15 protein-coding genes are annotated in these 18,044 nt (G+C 62.6%); 7 read left to right on the forward strand and 8 right to left on the reverse strand.

Annotated elements, in window-relative coordinates:
• Window positions 1–156: 156 nt before the first annotated feature.
• The gene (gene mltF, locus ACW9IN_RS12315) at window positions 157–1,617 is read right to left on the reverse strand and encodes a membrane-bound lytic murein transglycosylase MltF (RefSeq protein WP_457366126.1); all 1,461 of its coding nucleotides are present in this window, start codon (window positions 1,615–1,617) and stop codon (window positions 157–159) included.
• A gap of 287 nt (window positions 1,618–1,904) precedes the next feature.
• Between mltF and purL the strand changes: the two genes are divergently transcribed.
• From purL to ACW9IN_RS12330, 3 genes are all read left to right on the forward strand, one after another.
• Window positions 1,905–5,801: a phosphoribosylformylglycinamidine synthase gene (gene purL / locus ACW9IN_RS12320; protein ID WP_457366127.1), complete on the forward strand. Its 3,897-nt coding sequence runs from the start codon at window positions 1,905–1,907 to the stop codon at window positions 5,799–5,801.
• Window positions 5,802–5,805: 4 nt separating this feature from the next.
• Window positions 5,806–6,117: an NGG1p interacting factor NIF3 gene (locus ACW9IN_RS12325; RefSeq protein WP_457366128.1), complete on the forward strand. Its 312-nt coding sequence runs from the start codon at window positions 5,806–5,808 to the stop codon at window positions 6,115–6,117.
• 462 nt (window positions 6,118–6,579) lie between these two features.
• A complete protein-coding gene (locus ACW9IN_RS12330) occupies window positions 6,580–6,858 on the forward strand; it encodes a DUF6124 family protein (RefSeq protein ID WP_457366129.1) in 279 nt (92 codons plus the stop codon).
• 484 nt (window positions 6,859–7,342) lie between these two features.
• On the opposite strand, the gene nagE is transcribed toward ACW9IN_RS12330, so the two are convergent.
• From nagE to ACW9IN_RS12365, 7 genes are all read right to left on the reverse strand, one after another.
• Window positions 7,343–9,040, reverse strand: a complete 1,698-nt coding sequence (gene nagE, locus ACW9IN_RS12335; RefSeq protein WP_457366130.1) for an N-acetylglucosamine-specific PTS transporter subunit IIBC — start codon at window positions 9,038–9,040, stop codon at window positions 7,343–7,345.
• Window positions 9,041–9,066: 26 nt separating this feature from the next.
• Window positions 9,067–11,577, reverse strand: coding sequence for a phosphoenolpyruvate--protein phosphotransferase (gene ptsP, locus ACW9IN_RS12340; RefSeq protein ID WP_457366131.1), 2,511 nt, complete (start codon window positions 11,575–11,577; stop codon window positions 9,067–9,069).
• 36 nt (window positions 11,578–11,613) lie between these two features.
• A complete protein-coding gene (locus tag ACW9IN_RS12345) occupies window positions 11,614–12,636 on the reverse strand; it encodes an SIS domain-containing protein (protein WP_457366132.1) in 1,023 nt (340 codons plus the stop codon).
• Window positions 12,617–13,723 carry an N-acetylglucosamine-6-phosphate deacetylase gene (gene nagA, locus ACW9IN_RS12350; RefSeq protein ID WP_457366133.1) on the reverse strand — a complete coding sequence of 369 codons (1,107 nt, stop codon included), beginning with the start codon at window positions 13,721–13,723 and terminating at the stop codon, window positions 12,617–12,619. Before nagA ends, ACW9IN_RS12345 begins: the two co-directional genes overlap by 20 nt.
• Before the next feature lie 10 nt (window positions 13,724–13,733).
• The gene (locus tag ACW9IN_RS12355) at window positions 13,734–14,492 is read right to left on the reverse strand and encodes a GntR family transcriptional regulator (RefSeq protein WP_457366134.1); all 759 of its coding nucleotides are present in this window, start codon (window positions 14,490–14,492) and stop codon (window positions 13,734–13,736) included.
• 263 nt (window positions 14,493–14,755) lie between these two features.
• A complete protein-coding gene (locus tag ACW9IN_RS12360; protein ID WP_457366135.1) occupies window positions 14,756–15,259 on the reverse strand; it encodes a L,D-transpeptidase family protein in 504 nt (167 codons plus the stop codon).
• Between the two features lie 28 nt (window positions 15,260–15,287).
• Window positions 15,288–15,836, reverse strand: a complete 549-nt coding sequence (locus ACW9IN_RS12365; RefSeq protein ID WP_457366136.1) for an NUDIX hydrolase — start codon at window positions 15,834–15,836, stop codon at window positions 15,288–15,290.
• 126 nt (window positions 15,837–15,962) lie between these two features.
• Here ACW9IN_RS12365 and ACW9IN_RS12370 point away from each other — a divergent pair, with 126 nt between their 5' ends.
• From ACW9IN_RS12370 to ACW9IN_RS12385, 4 genes are all read left to right on the forward strand, one after another.
• Window positions 15,963–16,565 (forward strand): CoA pyrophosphatase, encoded by a 603-nt coding sequence (locus ACW9IN_RS12370; protein ID WP_457366137.1) that lies wholly within the window; start codon window positions 15,963–15,965, stop codon window positions 16,563–16,565.
• A gap of 35 nt (window positions 16,566–16,600) precedes the next feature.
• Entirely contained in the window at window positions 16,601–17,125 is a 525-nt protein-coding gene (locus ACW9IN_RS12375) for a gamma carbonic anhydrase family protein (protein ID WP_457366138.1), read from the forward strand.
• A complete protein-coding gene (locus ACW9IN_RS12380) occupies window positions 17,122–17,337 on the forward strand; it encodes a DUF1289 domain-containing protein (RefSeq protein WP_457366139.1) in 216 nt (71 codons plus the stop codon). The genes ACW9IN_RS12375 and ACW9IN_RS12380 overlap by 4 nt, the downstream gene beginning before the upstream one ends.
• A 180-nt stretch (window positions 17,338–17,517) precedes the next feature.
• Window positions 17,518–17,985: a VUT family protein gene (locus ACW9IN_RS12385; RefSeq protein ID WP_016971941.1), complete on the forward strand. Its 468-nt coding sequence runs from the start codon at window positions 17,518–17,520 to the stop codon at window positions 17,983–17,985.
• Window positions 17,986–18,044: the final 59 nt, after the last annotated feature.

Below are 18,044 nucleotides of genomic sequence, written 5' to 3' on the forward strand. Positions count from 1 at the left end.
CAGTCAGCACATTCAGTGGCTGACACTCCGCATTCGCGGGCAAGCCCGCTCCCACATTTGTTTTGTGGTGTCTGGAGAGAGGGCTTATAGCTGCGCCCCAGCGCGGGGCAATCCCGCTCACCACACAGGCCCGCTCACTGGACTGTGCTCCTGCTTTTAAAGCTGCGGGTTGTCTTCCGGGGGCTTGGTCTTGTCCACACCCGGTACATGCAAGTTGCCCTCGACCACCTGGTTGCCCTCCAGTTGCGGCTGGGTCACCCAGGTCAGGATGTCGTAGTAGCGCCGGATGTTCGCCACGAAGTGCACCGGCTCGCCGCCCCGGGCGTAGCCGTAGCGGGTCTTGCTGTACCACTGCTTCTGCGACAGGCGCGGGAGCATCTTCTTCACGTCGAGCCACTTGTTCGGGTTCAGGCCCTCGCGCTTGGCCAGGGTGCGCGCGTCATCCAGGTGGCCGGTGCCGACGTTGTAGGCGGCGAGGGCGAACCAGGTGCGATCCGGTTCGGCGATGCTGTCGTCCAGTTCATCCTTGATCTTGGCCAGGTACTTGGCGCCGCCCATGATGCTTTGCCTGGCGTCCAGTCGGTTGGACACGCCCATGGCCTGGGCGGTGTTCTGGGTCAGCATCATCAGGCCGCGCACGCCGGTCTTGGAGGTGACCGCCGGTTGCCACAGGGATTCCTGGTAACCGATGGCGGCCAGCAGACGCCAGTCGACCTTTTCTTCCTTGGCATAGGCCCGAAAGTGTTTCTCGTATTTGGGCAAACGCTGCTGCAGGTGCTGGGCGAAGGTGTAGGCGCCCACATAGCCTAGGACATCGACGTGTCCGTAATAACGGTCCTTCAGACGCTGCAGGGTGCCATTCTTCTCGACCTTGTCCAGGTAGCTGTTGATCTCGTTGAGCAGGCTGTTGTCTTCGCCGGCGGCCACGGCCCAACTCTGGTTGCTGGCGTTGCCCAGGTCGAACGCCACGCGCACGTTGGCGAAGTACACCTGGTTCATCGCCACTTCGTTGGAGTCCACCAGGGTCAGGTCGATCTGGCCTTCGTCGACCATGCGCAGCAGGTCGACCACCTCAACGGCGTCGGATTCTTCGTATTCGATCGCAGGATTCTGCTTTTTAAGCGCCGCCAGTTGCTCGGCGTGGGTGCTGCCTTTGAGCACCATGATCTTCTTGCCCACCAGGTCCGCCGCGTTCGTCGGACGGGACTGACCGTTGCGATAGATGATCTGCGGTGTCACTTCCAGGTATGGATGGGAGAAGCGTACCTGCTGCTGGCGCTGCTCACTGCTGACCAGGCCGGCGGCGGCGAGGACCGGGCCGTTGGGCTTGCCCAGCTGGCCGAACAGGTCGTCGAGGTTGTCGGCTGTCTCGATTTCCAGCTTGACGCCCAGGTCGTCGGCAAACCGTTTGACCAGTTCGTACTCGAAGCCGGTTTCACCGTTGCGGTCCTGGAAATACGTGGCCGGACTGTTCCGGGTAATCACCCGCAACACGCCATCCTCCTTGATTCGCTCGAGCGTGCTGGGTTTATCAACACAGGCGCTGAGCATCAGGAAGAGTCCGGTAGCGATGAGCCATTTGGCGCACCGCGGGCGCAAAGCAGTTGGGGAGAACATCTGCGCAGTATACGCAAACGGCCCACGGCGCCATATCTCGACAGCGTGGGACTTGTCTGCTAGCGCCGCCAAAACTGTGCTGCAGCCCGCAGAAACGGGGCTTGGCGAGCGATTGTGGCGGTTAAAATAACTGCCCGGAATACCCCGGATGGCCCTCCGCGAGCGGTGTAATCCGGCCAACTGACGTCCGGCGACGGCCAGCGGTGCCGTTTCGGGTGCCGTTGGCGGCGGTTTACGCTAGAATGCACGGCCTCAAAGCACACCCCCTTCCCGAGGCTGTCCCGAAGATGTTGATCCTGCGCGGCGCTCCTGCCCTTTCTGCCTTTCGCCACAGCAAACTCCTTGAGCAACTGAGCCAGAAGGTTCCAGCTGTTACAGGCCTGTACGCTGAATTTGCTCACTTCGCCGACGTTACCGGCGCATTGACCGCTGATGAGCAGCAAGTGCTGGCACGCCTTCTGAAGTACGGTCCCAGCGTTCCTGTTCAAGAGCCGACTGGCCGGCTGTTTCTGGTTCTGCCACGGTTCGGCACCATCTCGCCCTGGTCGAGCAAGGCCAGCGACATCGCCCGTAACTGCGGCCTGGAAAAAATCCAGCGTCTGGAGCGCGGTATCGCCTTCTATGTCGCTGGCCAGTTCAGCGATGCCGAGGCCGAACTGATCGCCAGCAGCCTGCATGACCGCATGACCCAGATCATCGTCGGCCAGCTGGAACAGGCTGCCGGCCTGTTCAGCCACGCCGAACCCAAGCCGCTCACCGCCATCGACGTGCTGGGCGGTGGCCGCGCCGCCCTCGATAAGGCCAACACCGAACTGGGCCTGGCCCTGGCCGAAGACGAGATCGACTACCTGGTCAACGCTTTCAACGGCCTCAAGCGCAACCCGCACGACATCGAACTGATGATGTTCGCCCAGGCCAACTCCGAGCACTGCCGTCACAAGATCTTCAACGCCAGCTGGGACATCGACGGCGAAAGCCAGGAAAAAAGCCTGTTCGGCATGATCAAGAACACCTACGTGATGCACAGCGAAGGTGTTCTGTCGGCTTATAAAGACAACGCCTCGGTGATCGTCGGCAACGTCGCCGGCCGTTTCTTCCCGGACCCCGAAACCCGCCAGTACGGCGCGGTGCAGGAGCCGGTGCACATCCTGATGAAGGTCGAGACCCACAACCACCCGACCGCGATTGCTCCGTTCCCGGGTGCCGCCACCGGTTCCGGCGGCGAAATCCGTGACGAAGGTGCCACCGGCCGTGGCGCCAAGCCAAAGGCGGGCCTCACCGGTTTCACCGTGTCCAACCTGCAGATCCCGGGCTTCGAACAGCCTTGGGAAGTGCCGTACGGCAAGCCTGAGCGCATCGTGACTGCGCTGGACATCATGATCGAAGGCCCGCTGGGCGGCGCCGCGTTCAACAACGAATTCGGGCGTCCGGCCCTCACCGGCTATTTCCGTACTTTCGAACAGTCCATCACCACCCCCCGTGGCGATGAAGTGCGCGGCTACCACAAGCCGATCATGCTGGCCGGCGGCATGGGCAACATCCGTGAAGAACACGTCAAGAAAGGCGAGATCCTGGTCGGTTCCAAGCTGATCGTGCTCGGCGGCCCGGCGATGTTGATCGGTCTGGGCGGCGGTGCGGCTTCCTCCATGGCCACCGGCACCAGCTCGGCGGACCTGGACTTCGCTTCCGTACAGCGCGAAAACCCGGAAATGGAGCGTCGCTGCCAGGAAGTCATCGACCGTTGCTGGCAACTGGGTGACAAGAACCCGATCAGCTTTATCCACGACGTCGGCGCTGGTGGCCTGTCCAACGCCTTCCCGGAACTGGTCAACGATGGCGACCGCGGTGGCCGTTTCGAACTGCGCAACATTCCAAACGACGAGCCGGGCATGGCCCCGCACGAAATCTGGAGCAACGAATCCCAGGAACGCTACGTTCTGGCCGTGGGCCCTGAAGACTTCGCACGTTTCCAGGCCATCTGCGAACGCGAGCGCTGCCCGTTCGCCGTGGTCGGCGAAGCCACTGCCGAGCCGCAACTGACGGTCACGGACAGCCACTTCGGCAACAGCCCGGTGGACATGCCGCTGGAAGTGCTGCTGGGCAAGGCACCGCGCATGCACCGTTCGGCCAAGCGTGAAGCCGAGCTGGGTGATGATTTCGACCCAAGCCAGCTGGAACTGGCCGACAGCATCGAGCGCGTGCTGCACCACCCGGCCGTGGCGAGCAAAAGCTTCCTGATCACCATCGGCGACCGCACCATCACCGGCCTGGTGGCCCGTGACCAAATGGTGGGGCCATGGCAAGTACCGGTGGCCGACGTTGCCGTCACCGCCACCAGCTTCGATGTGTACACCGGTGAAGCCATGGCCATGGGCGAGCGTACGCCGCTGGCTCTGCTGGACGCTCCGGCGTCGGGCCGCATGGCCATCGGTGAAACCCTCACCAACCTGGCCGCATCGCGCATTGGCAAACTGTCCGACATCAAACTGTCGGCCAACTGGATGTCCGCCGCCGGTCACCCGGGTGAAGACGCCCGTCTGTACGACACCGTGAAAGCGGTCGGCATGGAACTGTGCCCTGAGCTGGGCCTGACCATCCCCGTGGGCAAGGACTCCATGTCCATGGCCACCCGCTGGAAAGAAGACGGTTCGGACAAGAACGTCACCTCGCCGCTGTCGCTGATCGTCACCGGTTTCGCACCGGTCACCGACATCCGCCAGACCCTCACCCCGCAACTGCGCATGGACAAGGGCACCACCGATCTGATCCTGATCGACCTGGGCCGTGGCCAGAACCGCATGGGCGCGTCCATCCTGGCGCAAACCCATGGCAAGCTCGGCAAGCAAGCGCCGGACGTCGATGACGCCGAAGACCTGAAAGCCTTCTTCGCCGTGATCCAGGGCCTCAATGCCGACGGCCATTTGCTGGCTTACCACGACCGTTCCGACGGTGGTCTGCTGACTAGCGTGGTCGAAATGGCCTTCGCCGGTCACTGCGGCCTGAACATCGTGCTCGACAGCGTTGCCGAGGATGCTGCCGAGATCAACGGCATCCTGTTCAACGAAGAACTGGGCGCGGTGATTCAGGTTCGCCAGGACGCCACCCCGGATGTGCTGGCACAATTCAGCGCCGCTGGCCTGGGTGACTGCGTAGCGGTGATCGGCCAGCCGATCAACAACGGTGAAATCAACATCGTGTTCAACGGCGACACCGTGTTCGAAGGCCAGCGCCGTCTGCTGCAACGCCAGTGGGCCGAGACCAGCTACCAGATCCAGCGCCTGCGTGACAACGCCGACTGCGCCGAGCAGGAGTTCGACGTGATCCTGGAGGAAGACAACCCGGGCCTGAGCACCAAGCTCAGCTTCGACGTCAACCAGGACATCGCCGCGCCCTACATCAAGAAAGGCATTCGCCCACAGGTTGCCGTGCTGCGTGAGCAGGGCGTCAACGGCCAGGTGGAAATGGCGGCGGCGTTCGACCGTGCCGGTTTTAATGCGATTGACGTGCACATGAGCGACATCCTCGCCGGTCGCGTTGACCTCAACGAATTCAAAGGCCTGGTGGCCTGTGGTGGTTTCTCCTACGGCGACGTGCTGGGTGCCGGTGAAGGCTGGGCCAAATCGGCCCTGTTCAACAGCCGTGCCCGCGACGCGTTCCAGGGCTTCTTCGAGCGCAACGACAGCTTCACCCTGGGGGTGTGCAACGGTTGCCAGATGATGTCCAACCTTCACGAGCTGATCCCGGGCAGCGAGTTCTGGCCGCACTTCGTGCGCAACCGGTCCGAGCAGTTCGAAGCCCGAGTCGCCATGGTGCAGGTGCAGGAGTCCAACTCGATCTTCCTGCAAGGCATGGCCGGTTCGCGCATGCCGATCGCCATCGCCCATGGTGAAGGCCATGCCGAGTTCGAAAGCGAAGAAGCGTTGCTGGAAGCCGACCTGTCCGGCTGCGTGGCCATGCGTTTCGTCGACAACCACGGCAAGGTCACCGAGACCTACCCGGCCAACCCGAACGGCTCGCCGCGCGGGATCACTGGCCTCACCAGCCGCGACGGTCGCGTCACCATCATGATGCCGCACCCGGAGCGCGTATTTCGCGCCGTGCAGAACTCGTGGCGTCCGGAAGAGTGGAACGAAGACGGCGCCTGGATGCGCATGTTCCGCAACGCCCGCGTGTGGGTGAACTAAGACGGTGTACAAGCTCGCCTTCTTCGTACCCGACAGCCATGTGGAGGCGGTGAAAACCGCCGTCTTCGCTGCTGGCGGCGGCCGCATCGGCAATTACGACAGCTGCGCCTGGCAAGTGCTGGGCCAGGGCCAATTCCGCGCGATGGACGGCAGCCAGCCGTTTCTCGGGCAGGTGGGCCAGGTTGAAGTGGTTGAAGAGTGGAAGGTGGAGTTGGTGGTGGCGGATGAGTTGATCGTGGCTGTTGTGGCTGCGCTCAAACTCAGTCACCCGTACGAGACACCGGCGTATGAGGTGTGGCAGTTGGCGGATTTTTGATTCGACGGCTGTGAAAACAGGAAACCCGCTGGGCCAGTTTGGTCAGCGGGTTTTTTGTTGCCTGCGAGGGCCTCATCGCAGGCAAGCCAGCTCCCACATTTTGAATGCATTCACAGGTCAAAAATGTCGGAGCCGGGCTTGCCCGCGATGGCGTCAGCCCAGGCACCTCAGATCTTTCCCACATGCCTTTCAGGTTGTCCCTCGGAACTTGCCTCACTAACCTTCGCCAGTCGCTGCCAATTCAGCGACCGGGACTGCAAGCCTGCCGAAATCATGTTGGGAGCTAAGAAGCGCCGCTATAATCGTGGCGTTTTTCATGGTCATCATTTTGTGGTGGCTGTGCGTGGGAGACCTTCGGGTCTGCCGAGCTGCTCCTGACTCGGTCTTGCAGACCCGCGCACAGCTGCCTCCCATCATCTGCAAGTGATGTAGACAGCTCCTATTTTTTTCAGGAGTTTTACCATGATCAAAGACAGCCCAGATCCCCCATTCAACTCTCTTCCCACCGACCAACTCTTCAGCGTACGACTCAGCCTCGACAGCGAAACCCTGCTCGCTAATGCCGCCCAGGATATTGCGTCAGTACAGGCGCTGACGGGCCATTTGGCCTTTGAGGTCGACGGTGCCCAGCGAGATATCGCGCTGGCAGTTCACCGGATGCTCGAAGGTATCCAATTGATGGTGGATCGGGTGTTGAACTTGAATGAGAGTCCTGGTCTCAACACTCCAGTCGCCATTTAAGGCCGGCTCCTGCAGTTTGGCTGCCTCCCTCCTGATCAGCTTTGACTGTTCATCCAAGGACTGCCCGCACCTGTTAAATCTGACAGTTACGCGAAAGGCTTGCGCGGTTTCTACTGACAGCTCATTCATCGCAACGGAGAGCAATCATGGCACTTACTATCGATAGAGTGGTTGGTGGGGGGGTAGAGATCTCGAATCCTGGTGACACAACAGCGGACCGGGTCTTTGTCTATGGAAAAGCGCTGTTTCCCGACCAGCCTTTGATTTTTCATAGTGATCGTGCGTCCCAGGAACATATAACAGCAGATGACCAGGGCTCATGGAGTTATGTTGTAGCTCTATCGGAACCGCAATCCTATACGTTCCATGTGACTACGCGAGATGGGCAGAACTCGTCCAACAGGTGGCAAGTCAATAAAGTTTGACGGCCTTTAATGATCGTTCCCACTCTGTGGCGAGGGAGCAAGCTCCCTCGCCACAGAGGTCAGGCGTTGATCGGGCGAGCGACTAACCGTTCCAGCGCCTCACCCAACCCCGACGCCTTGTCACCAATCAGCAAGTGCCAAACACCGCTGTCCAGTTGGCTCACACCTTGGCAACCCAGTGCAGTCAGATCTGCTTCGGACAATACCGAATCATCCCCCAGTTCTACCCGCAACCGAGTCATCGCCACGGCTTCCAGCCGGCGTACATTTTCCCGGCCACCCAAGGCATCCAGCCATTTCTCGGCTTCCTGTGCGTTCACCGCGACCGGTTTATCCACAGGCGCGAACGCTGCGGGCGTATCAGCAACAAACGAAGGCATTGCCAAGCGAATCTCATCGGCAATGCTATCGGCCATCGGCCCGACCACCACCTGCAAGCTCCCGCCATTCCCGGGCCGCACGACCGCCATGGCGCCCAGCGCTTTCAGTTCGGCATCCACGGCTTTGTTGCGATCCACCATGTCCAACCGCAGGCGCGTGGTGCAGGCACCGACGCTCAGCAAGTTCGCCGCACCACCCAGGGCCTGGATGTAGGCCGTGGCGCGCTGGTTATCCGACATCACCTCAGCCTGCACCACCTGTATGTCTTCACGGCCTGGCGTCTTCAAGTTGAAGCGCCGAATGCAATAGTTGAACACGCTGTAGTAGACCACCGCATACGCCAAGCCCACCGGGAACACCAGCCAGCCGTTGGTGGACTTGCCCCAACCCAGCACCATGTCGATAAAACCGCCGGAGAAGGTAAAGCCCAGGTGGATATTCAGCAGGTTGGTCACGGCCATCGAAAAGCCGGTCAACACCGCGTGGATCAGGTACAGGAACGGCGCGAGGAACATGAACGCGAACTCGATCGGCTCGGTCACCCCGGTCAGGAACGAAGTCAGCGCCATGGACAGGAAAATCCCGCCCATCACCTTGCGGCGTTCCGGCAGTGCGTTGCGGTACATCGCCAGGCACGCTGCGGGCAGGCCGAACAGCATCACCGGGAACATGCCGGTCATGAACTGGCCGCCTTGCGGATCACCGGCGAAGTAGCGGGTCAGGTCGCCGGTCACGACCGCGCCGGTCACCGGGTCGGTAAAGCTGCCAAACACGAACCACGCCATGTTGTTGAGGATGTGGTGCAAGCCGGTGACGATCAGCAAGCGGTTGAACACGCCGAACACGAACGCGCCCAGGCTGCCGCTTTCCATCAGCAGCACGCCGAAGCTGTTGATGCCATGCTGGATCGGCGGCCAGATCAGGCCGAAGATCACGCCCAGGGCGACCGCCGAAAAACCGGTGACAATCGGCACAAAGCGTCGCCCGCCGAAGAACGCCAGGTATTCCGGCAGCTTGATGTCCTTGAAGCGGTTGTACAGTGCGCCGGCCATCAAACCGCTGGCGATCCCGGCGAGCATGCCCATGTTGATGGTCGAGTCCATCACCTTGAGGGTGGAGATCATCACCAGGTAACCAATCGCCCCGGCCAGGCCGGCGGTGCCGTTATTGTCGCGGGCGAATCCCACGGCAATGCCGATGGCGAAGATCAGCGCCAGGTTGGCGAAGATCGCTTGCCCGGCGTCGTGCATCACGGCGATGTTCAAAAGATCCGTATCACCCAGGCGCAGCAGAAGGCCGGCGATCGGCAGGATCGCGATCGGCAGCATCAGTGCACGGCCCAGGCGTTGCAGGCCTTCGATGAAATGTTGGTACATGGCGAGTCTCCCTTTTCTTGTTGTTGTCAGCTCAGCGGCCAGTGGTGTTGACAGGCTTGGCGAACGGCCTTGGCGCTGCTCAGGTCGAGCAAGCCTTGGCTGATTTGCCGGCATTGCGCCGCGTCCAGGTGGCGGACGCGGTCCTTGATTTCTCCGATCTGCGGCGGACTCACCGACAGCTCGCTGACCCCCAGGCCCACCAATACCGGCGTGGCCAGCGGGTCGGAGGCGAGGGCGCCGCACACGCCAACCCAGCGTCCGTGTTTAGCCGCGCCGGCACAGGTCTGGGCGATCAGCCGCAACAACGCCGGGTGCAGTGCATCGACGCGGGCGGCGAGGCCGGCGTGGTCGCGGTCCATGGCCAGGGTGTACTGGGACAGGTCGTTGGTGCCGATGGACAAAAAGTCCGCATGCCTGGCCAACTGCTCGGCCATCAGCGCGGCGGCGGGTACCTCGATCATCACCCCCAGTTCGGGACGCTGGGTCAGTTCCAGCTCGGCGCACAGTTCATCCAGGCGTTGGCGGATCTGCAGCAGTTCATCCACTTCGCTGACCATGGGCAGCAGGATGCGGCAGCGTTCCAGCGGGCTCACTTGCAGCAGCGCGCGTAGTTGCTGGTCGAGCAGTTCCGGGCGCACGTGCGCCATGCGAATGCCGCGCAGGCCCAACACCGGGTTGGCCTCGACCGGCAGTGGCAGATAGTCGAGCTGTTTGTCGCCGCCCACATCGATGGTGCGAATGATCACCGACTTGTCGCCCATGGCATCCAGCACGGCCTGGTAGGCCTGGCGCTGTTCCTGTTCATCCGGCGCGGTACGGCGGTCGACGAAGAGGAATTCGGTGCGTAGCAGGCCGACGCCATCGGCGCCGTTTTCAAACGCCACTTGGGCTTCGGCGCTGGAAGCGACGTTGGCGGCGACTTCGACGAGCAATCCGTCTGTCGTCTGCGCCGGTTGCCGGGCCTGGACCTGTTGCTGCCGGCGTCGCTGTTTCTGCGCGTCGCGAATCTGGTGCACTTCGGCGTGACGCGCTGCGCTGGGGGCCAGTTCCAGACGGCCATTGGCGGCGTCGAGCACCACGCGCTGGCCTTGGGGCACCTCCAGCACTTCGCTACCCAATGCGACCACACAGGGCAAGCCTTTGCCCCGTGCCAGGATCGCCACGTGGGAGGTCGCGCCGCCTTCGGCCATGCAGATGCCGGCAGCCTGTTGCGCGCTCAGTTGCAGCAGGTCGGAAGGGGTCAGTTCGTGGGCGCTGACGATGGCGCCAGCGGGCAGTTCGAAGTGCCAGGCCTCGCCCAGCAAGGCACGCAGCACACGTTGTTGCAGGTCGCGCAGGTCATTGGAACGCTCGGCGAACAGCGGTTTGCCGAGGGCTTGCAACACGGCGCACTGTGCCTGGATGGCGTCGCGCCAGGCGTGCGTGGCGGCGCTGCCGTGTTCGATGGCACCGGTCGCGGCGTCCAGCAGGGCGGGGTCGTCCAGCAGGGCGAGGTGGGCGGCGAAGATATCTTCTTCTTCCACAGCCTTGCGTTGCTGTGCCTGTTTCAAGGTGCTGCGGATTTCACCACGTACCTGTTCCAGGGCAGCGTCCAGGCGTTGCAGTTGCTCATCGGCGGCGTGGTTGCCGGTGTCTTCCGGCAGCTCGATGCCGGTAAGGCGCAGCAGCGGCCCGCAGACCAGCCCCGGTGCGGCGCAGACGCCTTGCAGCACGTTGGCTTCGGTGTTGACCCGGCGTGGGGCAACGGCCACGGGGGCGTGGTGTTCTTCCTTGATCGTGGCTGACAAGGCGGCAACCACGGCCGGTAACGCCGCTTCGGCGTCTTTGCCGCGACAGGTCACTCTGACCTCGTCGCCTTCGCCAATGCCCAGGCCCATCAGGCCGATCAAGCTGTCGCAGGTTGCCGATTTACCGTCGAAGTGCAGCGTGGTCTGGCTGCTGAAACCCTGCGCCGCGTTGCGGACCAGGGCAGCAGGCCGCGCATGCAAACCGCCGCGATGGGTGATCTGTACAACGGCGCTGGCCTCGGTGACCGCGTTATCCACCGCGGTCTGAACCGTGGCTGCCGAGCGCGGCATCACCTGCAGCAACGGCTCACCCACCTTCACCGCAGGCCCGGCCACCGGACGCAGATCAAAACGTTCGCCATTGGTGAGAATGATCAGGCTGACCAGGCTTTTGCACTGGCGCGCAATGCGGTCCAGGTCAAATTGCACCAGCGCCTGGCCCTTGCTGACCCGTGCGCCGTCCTTGACCAGCAGCGCGAAGCCTTCGCCATTGAGCTCCACGGTGTCGATGCCCACGTGCATCAGCAGTTCGGCGCCGTTGTCGGCCCGAATCGTCAAGGCATGACCGGTGCGGGCGACGTGGATGATCACGCCGTCGCAGGGCGCATGCAGGCAATCGTTCAGCGGGTCGATGGCAATGCCGTCGCCCATGGCGTGACTGGCGAACACTTCGTCGGGAACGTCGCCCAGGGCCAGCACCGGTCCGCTTAAGGGGGCGCTGAGGGTCACTGCATTATTGTTGTTGGACATGGGCACGGTACTCATCAGGAAAACGTGGTCATCGACTCAGTGAGTGCGAGTGACTTTGCTCAGGTGGCGTGGCTGGTCGGGGTTCATGCCCCGGGCAACCGCCAGGCCAGCGGCCATCACATAGAAACTCTGGATGGCCAGGATCGGGTCCAGGGTCGGGTGTTCGGCGCGGTTCAGGGTCAGGTCGCGTTCGGCGATATCGTCCGGCGCCGCCAGCAACACACGGGCGCCGCGTTGGCGCATGTCGCCGGCCAGGCTCAGCAGGCCGGCCTGCTCGGCGCCGCGTGGGGCGAACACCAGCAAGGGGTAGTCGTGGTCGATCAAGGCCATCGGCCCGTGGCGCACTTCGGCGCTGCTGAAGGCTTCGGCCTGGATCGCCGAGGTTTCCTTGAGTTTGAGCGCGGCTTCCTGAGCGATGGCAAAGCCGGCGCCACGGCCGATCACCATCAAACGCTGGCAGTCGCGCAGTGCGTCGATGGCTGGGCTCCAATCCTGCCGCGCAGCTTCGCGCAGGTCATCGGGGAGGGCGTGGCAGGCGTGCAGCAACTCGGCTTCCTGGTTCCAGTGGCCGATCAGCTGCGCGCTGGCGCTGAGGGTGGCGATAAAGCTCTTGGTGGCCGCGACGCTTTGTTCCGGCCCCGCGCACAGTGGCACATGGAATTCGCAGGCGGCCTCCAGCGGCGAGTCTTCGGCGTTGACCATCGAAATGCTCAAGGCCCCGCGTTTGCGCAGCAGGCGCAGGCTGTTGACCAGGTCCGGGCTTTGCCCCGATTGCGAGAAACCGAAGGCAACCTGACCGCTGACTTTCAATGGCGCTTGCAGCAGCGTCACCACGGACATCGGCAACGACGCCACCGGAATGCCCACGTGTTGCATGGCCACATAGGCAAAGTAGCTGGCGGCGTGGTCCGAACTGCCCCGGGCGATGGTCATCGCCACTTGCGGCGGTTGGCGGCGCAGGCGGCCGGCGATTTCTTCCAGCAGCGGGTCCAGGCGTTGCAGTTGTGCCGCGACGGCGTCGCCGGAGGCCAGGGCCTCTTCAAGCATTTTTGAAGTCAATGGTTTCTCCTTCGACCATTACGTCGGTGAGTGTCAGGGAGCGGTCCAGGCGCACGCAGTCGGCATAGCTGCCGGGTTGCAGGCGGCCGCGTTCTTCCAGGCCCAGGTAATCCGCCGGGAATTGCGACAGGCGTTGCGAGGCTTCGCTGAGGGGCAGGCCGATTTTCACCAGGTTGCGCAGCGCCTGGTCCATGGTCAGCGTGCTGCCGGCCAGGGTGCCGTCGGCCAGGCGCACACCGCCCAGGCATTTGGTGACGGTGTGGCTGCCCAGCTTGTATTCGCCGTCGGGCATGCCGGCGGCGGCGGTGGAATCGGTGACGCAATACAGGCATGGGATCGAGCGCAAGGCCACGCGCATGGCGCCGGGGTGCACGTGCAGCAAGTCCGGGATCAGCTCCGCGAATTGGGCATGGGCCAGGGCCGCGCCGACGATGCCGGGTTCGCGGTGATGCAGCGGGCTCATGGCGTTGTAGAGGTGGGTGAAACTGGTGGCGCCGGCGGCGAGTGCGGCGACGCCTTCTTCGTAGCTGCCCAGGGTGTGGCCGATCTGCATGCGCACGCCGCGTTGGCTCAGGGCGCGGATCAGGCCCTCGTGCCCGGCGATTTCCGGGGCAATGGTGATCACCCGGATCGGAGCCAGGCGCAGGTAGGCTTCCACCTCGGCCATCAGCGCGGTGTGGGCGAAGTTGGGTTGGGCGCCGAGCTTGCCGGGGTTGATGTAGGGGCCTTCCAGGTGCACGCCGAGTACGCGGGCGCTGCCGGCGGGGCGCTGTTCGCAGAAGCGGCCGAGCTGGCCCAGCACGCTGGAGATTTCTTCCACCGGCGCGGTCATGGTGGTGGCCAGCAACGAGGTGGTGCCGAAGCGCACATGGGTGCGGGTGATGGTCTCGAAGGCTTCGCTGCCTTCCATGATGTCCTTGCCGCCACCGCCGTGCACATGCAGGTCGATAAAGCCGGGCAGTACATAGGGCAGGTCATTGTCGGCCGGGTCGCACGGTGTGCCTTCGATGGCGATCACCTTGCCGTGCTCATGCACCAGGCGGCCGCGAATCCAGCCGTGGGGCGTGAGGATGTTGTCTTCGGACATGGGCAGTTCTCTAAATTCGCAGTTCAGCGGAGTAGTCATAGCGGCGCAGCTCTGCGACGAAGTCGTAGTAGTCGTTGCGGCAGTAGGTGTCGGTGATTTCGATGGGCGTGTTGTCGGCGGTGTAGCCGACCCGGGACATCAGCAGCATGGCGGTACCGGGCGCGATGCCCACCAGCGCGGCGAACTCGTCCGACGCATTGATCGCCTGCACATGCTGCAAGGCGCGGACGATGGGCTTGCCGATGCTCTCCAGGTATTCGTACAGCGAATTACCCAATGCCTGGGGCTGGGGGAGGATCGAGGCCGGGATGGTGGTGGTTTCAATCGCCATCACCGTGTCATCGGCTTTGCGCAAACGCTTGAGGCGCGCGACTTTGTCGGTGGGCGACAGAGCCAGGCGGATCAGTTCTTCGTGGGTCGGCGGGGTCAGGTCGCGTTCCAGCCACTGCGAACTGGGCACAAAGCCCTTGAGGCGCAGCATCTCGCTGAAGCCCGACAGGCGTGACAGCGGTTGTTCCAAACGGGGCGTGATGAAGGTGCCGGAACCTTGGCTGCGGCGGATCAGGCCTTGGGCGAACAAGACCTCCAGGGCCTTGCGCGCGGTGACTCGAGAGATGTTCAACTGCTCGCTGAGTACACGTTCCGAGGGCAGGGCCTGCTCGGATTTCCACTCGCCGGCATGGATGGCCGCTTCCAGGTTACGGGCCAGTTGCAGGTAGAGCGGCGTGGACTGTTTGTCGTCGGGGCGCAGGGCCAGGATAGGGTTCATCGTGATGGTTTCCGATGCGGTTATTGGAGTGTTGTCGCCCGGTAGTGGCCGGAAATTAATACCACTTAAATACCATGTCAATGCAACCAAAACCGTGCAAATGCGGGTTTCAGGGCCCTGGAGTGGCAAGTGGTATCAAGTGGTATTAGAGAGGTCTTTTCTTGCGCGCAGCACGACGCAGCCCGCGCAGTGAACTGGTATTCACCGGCAGGCGCTGCGCAGGGCAGGAAATATTTTTGAATTAATTTACCAACGGTCGGTGATCAGGGACGAATCTCGATCATGGTGCCGTCCTTGACCAGGTTCCAGACTTCACGCATGTCCACGTTGCGCATGCCGATGCAGCCGTCGGTCCAGTCCAGGGTATGGAACCACTGCTCCGGGTAGTCTTCGCTGTCCGGCGTGCCGTGGATCATGATCATGCTGCCGGGCTTTACGCCTTCGCGGCGGGCACGGGCAGCGTCGCTGATATTGGGATAGGAAATGTGCATGGCCAGGTTGAAACGGTCGCTGGTCTTGCGCCAGTCGATCCAGTAGAAGCCTTCGGGCGTGCGGCGGTCGCCTTCGATCAGTTTGGTGCCCTTGGGGTTTTTGCCCAGGGAAATGCGGTAGGTCTTGAACGGTTTGCCGTCGTGGATCAGTTGCAACTGATGGGCGGCCTTGAGCACCAGGATTTTCTCGACGGGCCTGCCGCCGATGGTTTCCACCGTGGAGGCGCAAGACAGGGCAGCGAACGACAAACAGATAAGAGCAAGCAACCAACGCATTAAAACGGTATCCCTGTGTGCCGGGTTCTTATTGGGTGGGCTTGCCCATGGGCGCAACGGCTTCGCTGCGTACGGGGTACGCCTGCTGCCGACGGTCGGCGAAAAAGTATTCTAGGGTACGTCCGACCGTACGGAAAGCCAGCTCGGACCAAGGGATGTCCGCCTCGTCGAACAGCTTCACCTCAAGGCTTTCGGGGCCGGCGGCGAAATCCAGGTCCACCAGTTCGGCGCGGTAGAAGATATGCACCTGGTTGATGTGCGGTACATCGATCAGGGTGTAGATATTCAGGTTGCGCACGCGGGCGCAGGCTTCTTCCAGGGTTTCTCGGGCGGCCGCCTGTTCCACGGTCTCACCGTTCTCCATGAAGCCGGCGGGCAGGGTCCAGTAGCCCAGGCGCGGCTCGATGGCGCGGCGGCACAGCAGCACCTTGTCGCCCCATAACGGCAAGGTGCCGGCAACGATGTTGGGGTTCTGGTAGTGAATGGTCTGACAATGGTCACAGACAAAACGCAGGCGACCGTCGCCTTCGGGAATGCGTTGGGTGACCGGTTTACCGCACTGGCTGCAGAAATTCATGCTGGGGTTCCTGGGGACTGCGCCTATCTTGGCGTGGCGGCTGCCGTGCCCGCAAGTTGTGTTTGGGGTTGGGCGCCCGCACGCTTTGGTGCATGATGCGGGGTAGCCAACAGATCGAGATGCCTCATGCTGGACGAGCTACTTCGCCGGGTACGCAATCATACGCCACGCACGCTGGAAACCGACGATCGTTTCCCGGAAGCGGCGGTGTTGGTGCCGATCACCCGCAGTGACGAACCCGAGCTGATCCTGACCCTGCGTGCCAGCGGCCTGTCGACCCATGGCGGCGAAGTGGCCTTTCCCGGTGGGCGCCGCGACCCCGAAGACCCGGACCTGGTGTTCACGGCGTTGCGCGAGGCCGAAGAAGAAGTCGGCTTGCCCCCCGGCCTGGTGGAGGTCATCGGCCCGTTGAGTCCGCTGATCTCCAAGCACGGCATTCGTGTCACGCCTTATGTCGGCGTTATCCCCGACTATGTGGAATACCTGGCCAACGATGCGGAAATCGCCGCCGTTTTCAGCGTCCCCCTGGAGTTCTTCCGCCAGGATCCGCGCGAGCATACCCACCGTATCGACTACCAGGGCCGCAGTTGGTACGTGCCCAGTTATCGCTTTGGCGAATACAAGATCTGGGGGCTGACGGCGATCATGATCGTCGAGCTGATCAACCTGCTCTATGACGATTCCAACATCAGCCTGCACCAGCCGCCCAAGAGCTTCATCAATATCTAAGCCATCACCTAAATGGCCTGCCGTGAGGAAACACCATGAAATATCGCCTGGGCGATGCCCGCGTCGAGACGCATCCGAACAGCTGGGTGGCGCCGAATGCCACGCTGGTGGGCAAGGTCAAGCTGGAGGAGGGCGCCAACGTCTGGTTCAACGCGGTGTTGCGTGGCGACAATGAATTGATCCTGATCGGCAAGAACAGCAACGTGCAGGACGGCAGCGTGATGCACACCGACATGGGCTATCCGCTGACCCTGGGCACCGGCGTGACCATCGGCCACAACGCCATGCTGCACGGCTGCACCGTCGACGATTACAGCTTGATTGGCATCAACGCGGTGATCCTCAACGGCGCGAAGATCGGCAAGCACTGCATCATCGGCGCCAATTCGCTGATCGGCGAAGGCAAGGAAATCCCTGACGGTTCGCTGGTGATGGGCTCGCCGGGCAAAGTGGTGCGTGAGCTGACGGATGCGCAAAAACGCATGCTGGAAGCGAGCGCCGCGCACTATGTGCATAACGCGCAGCGGTATGCGCGCGACTTGGTTGAGCAGCAAGGATGAACCCGACTGAACGCCCCGTCGCCTCGCCGTGCGTGAGCATTTGCGCCTTGGATGACGACGACATTTGCACCGGCTGCCAGCGCACCGTGGATGAGATCACGCGCTGGAGCCGCATGGACAACGCCGAGCGCCGGGTGGTGTTGGGGTTGTGTCATGAGCGGGCGAAGGCGAGTGGGTTGGTGTGGATGATTTCGGGGAAATCGGGCGCCTGATAGATCGCTTTCGCGGGCAAGCCCGCTCCCACAATTTGACCGCATTCCTACAGGATAAACGCGGTCGAATGTGGGAGCTGGCTTGTCGGGCCGCCGCATCGCTGCGATGAGGCCCGCCCGGACGACATATTTCCAAATGTGAAGTACCCTGTGTGGCATTACCCACAGGTCCATCCCTTCATGCTCTTCCTGATCGCCTACATCAGCAGTGTCGTGCTGATCAACTTCGCTTTCTCCACCGCCCCACACCTGGATGTCATCTGGTCCGCCTGGGGCGGCCTGGTTTTTATCCTGCGCGACATGGTGCAGACCCGCTTCGGCCACGGCGCGATCATCGCGATGCTGGCGGCGCTGGTGCTGTCGTATGTCACGTCCGATCCGGCCATTGCGCTGGCCAGCGCCACGGCGTTCGCGGTGTCCGAATGCATCGACTGGCTGGTGTTCAGCATCACCAAGCGCCCGCTCCACGACCGCCTGTGGATAAGTTCGGCACTGAGCATTCCCCTCGACACCTTTATCTTCTTCGGCCTGATTGGCGCGCTGACACCCGCCGTGGCGGGCACGGCGCTGGTCTCCAAGTTCGCCGGGGTGACGGTGGTGTGGCTGATCATGGCCTGGCGCCTGCGCAAACGGGCTGTCGCCAACTGAGGCCAATTCTTGCGGTTCATGTAAAATGCCGGCCTTTCTCCCTATGATCCGCTCCCCTG

The organism is Pseudomonas sp. SDO5271_S396, from assembly GCF_054071795.1.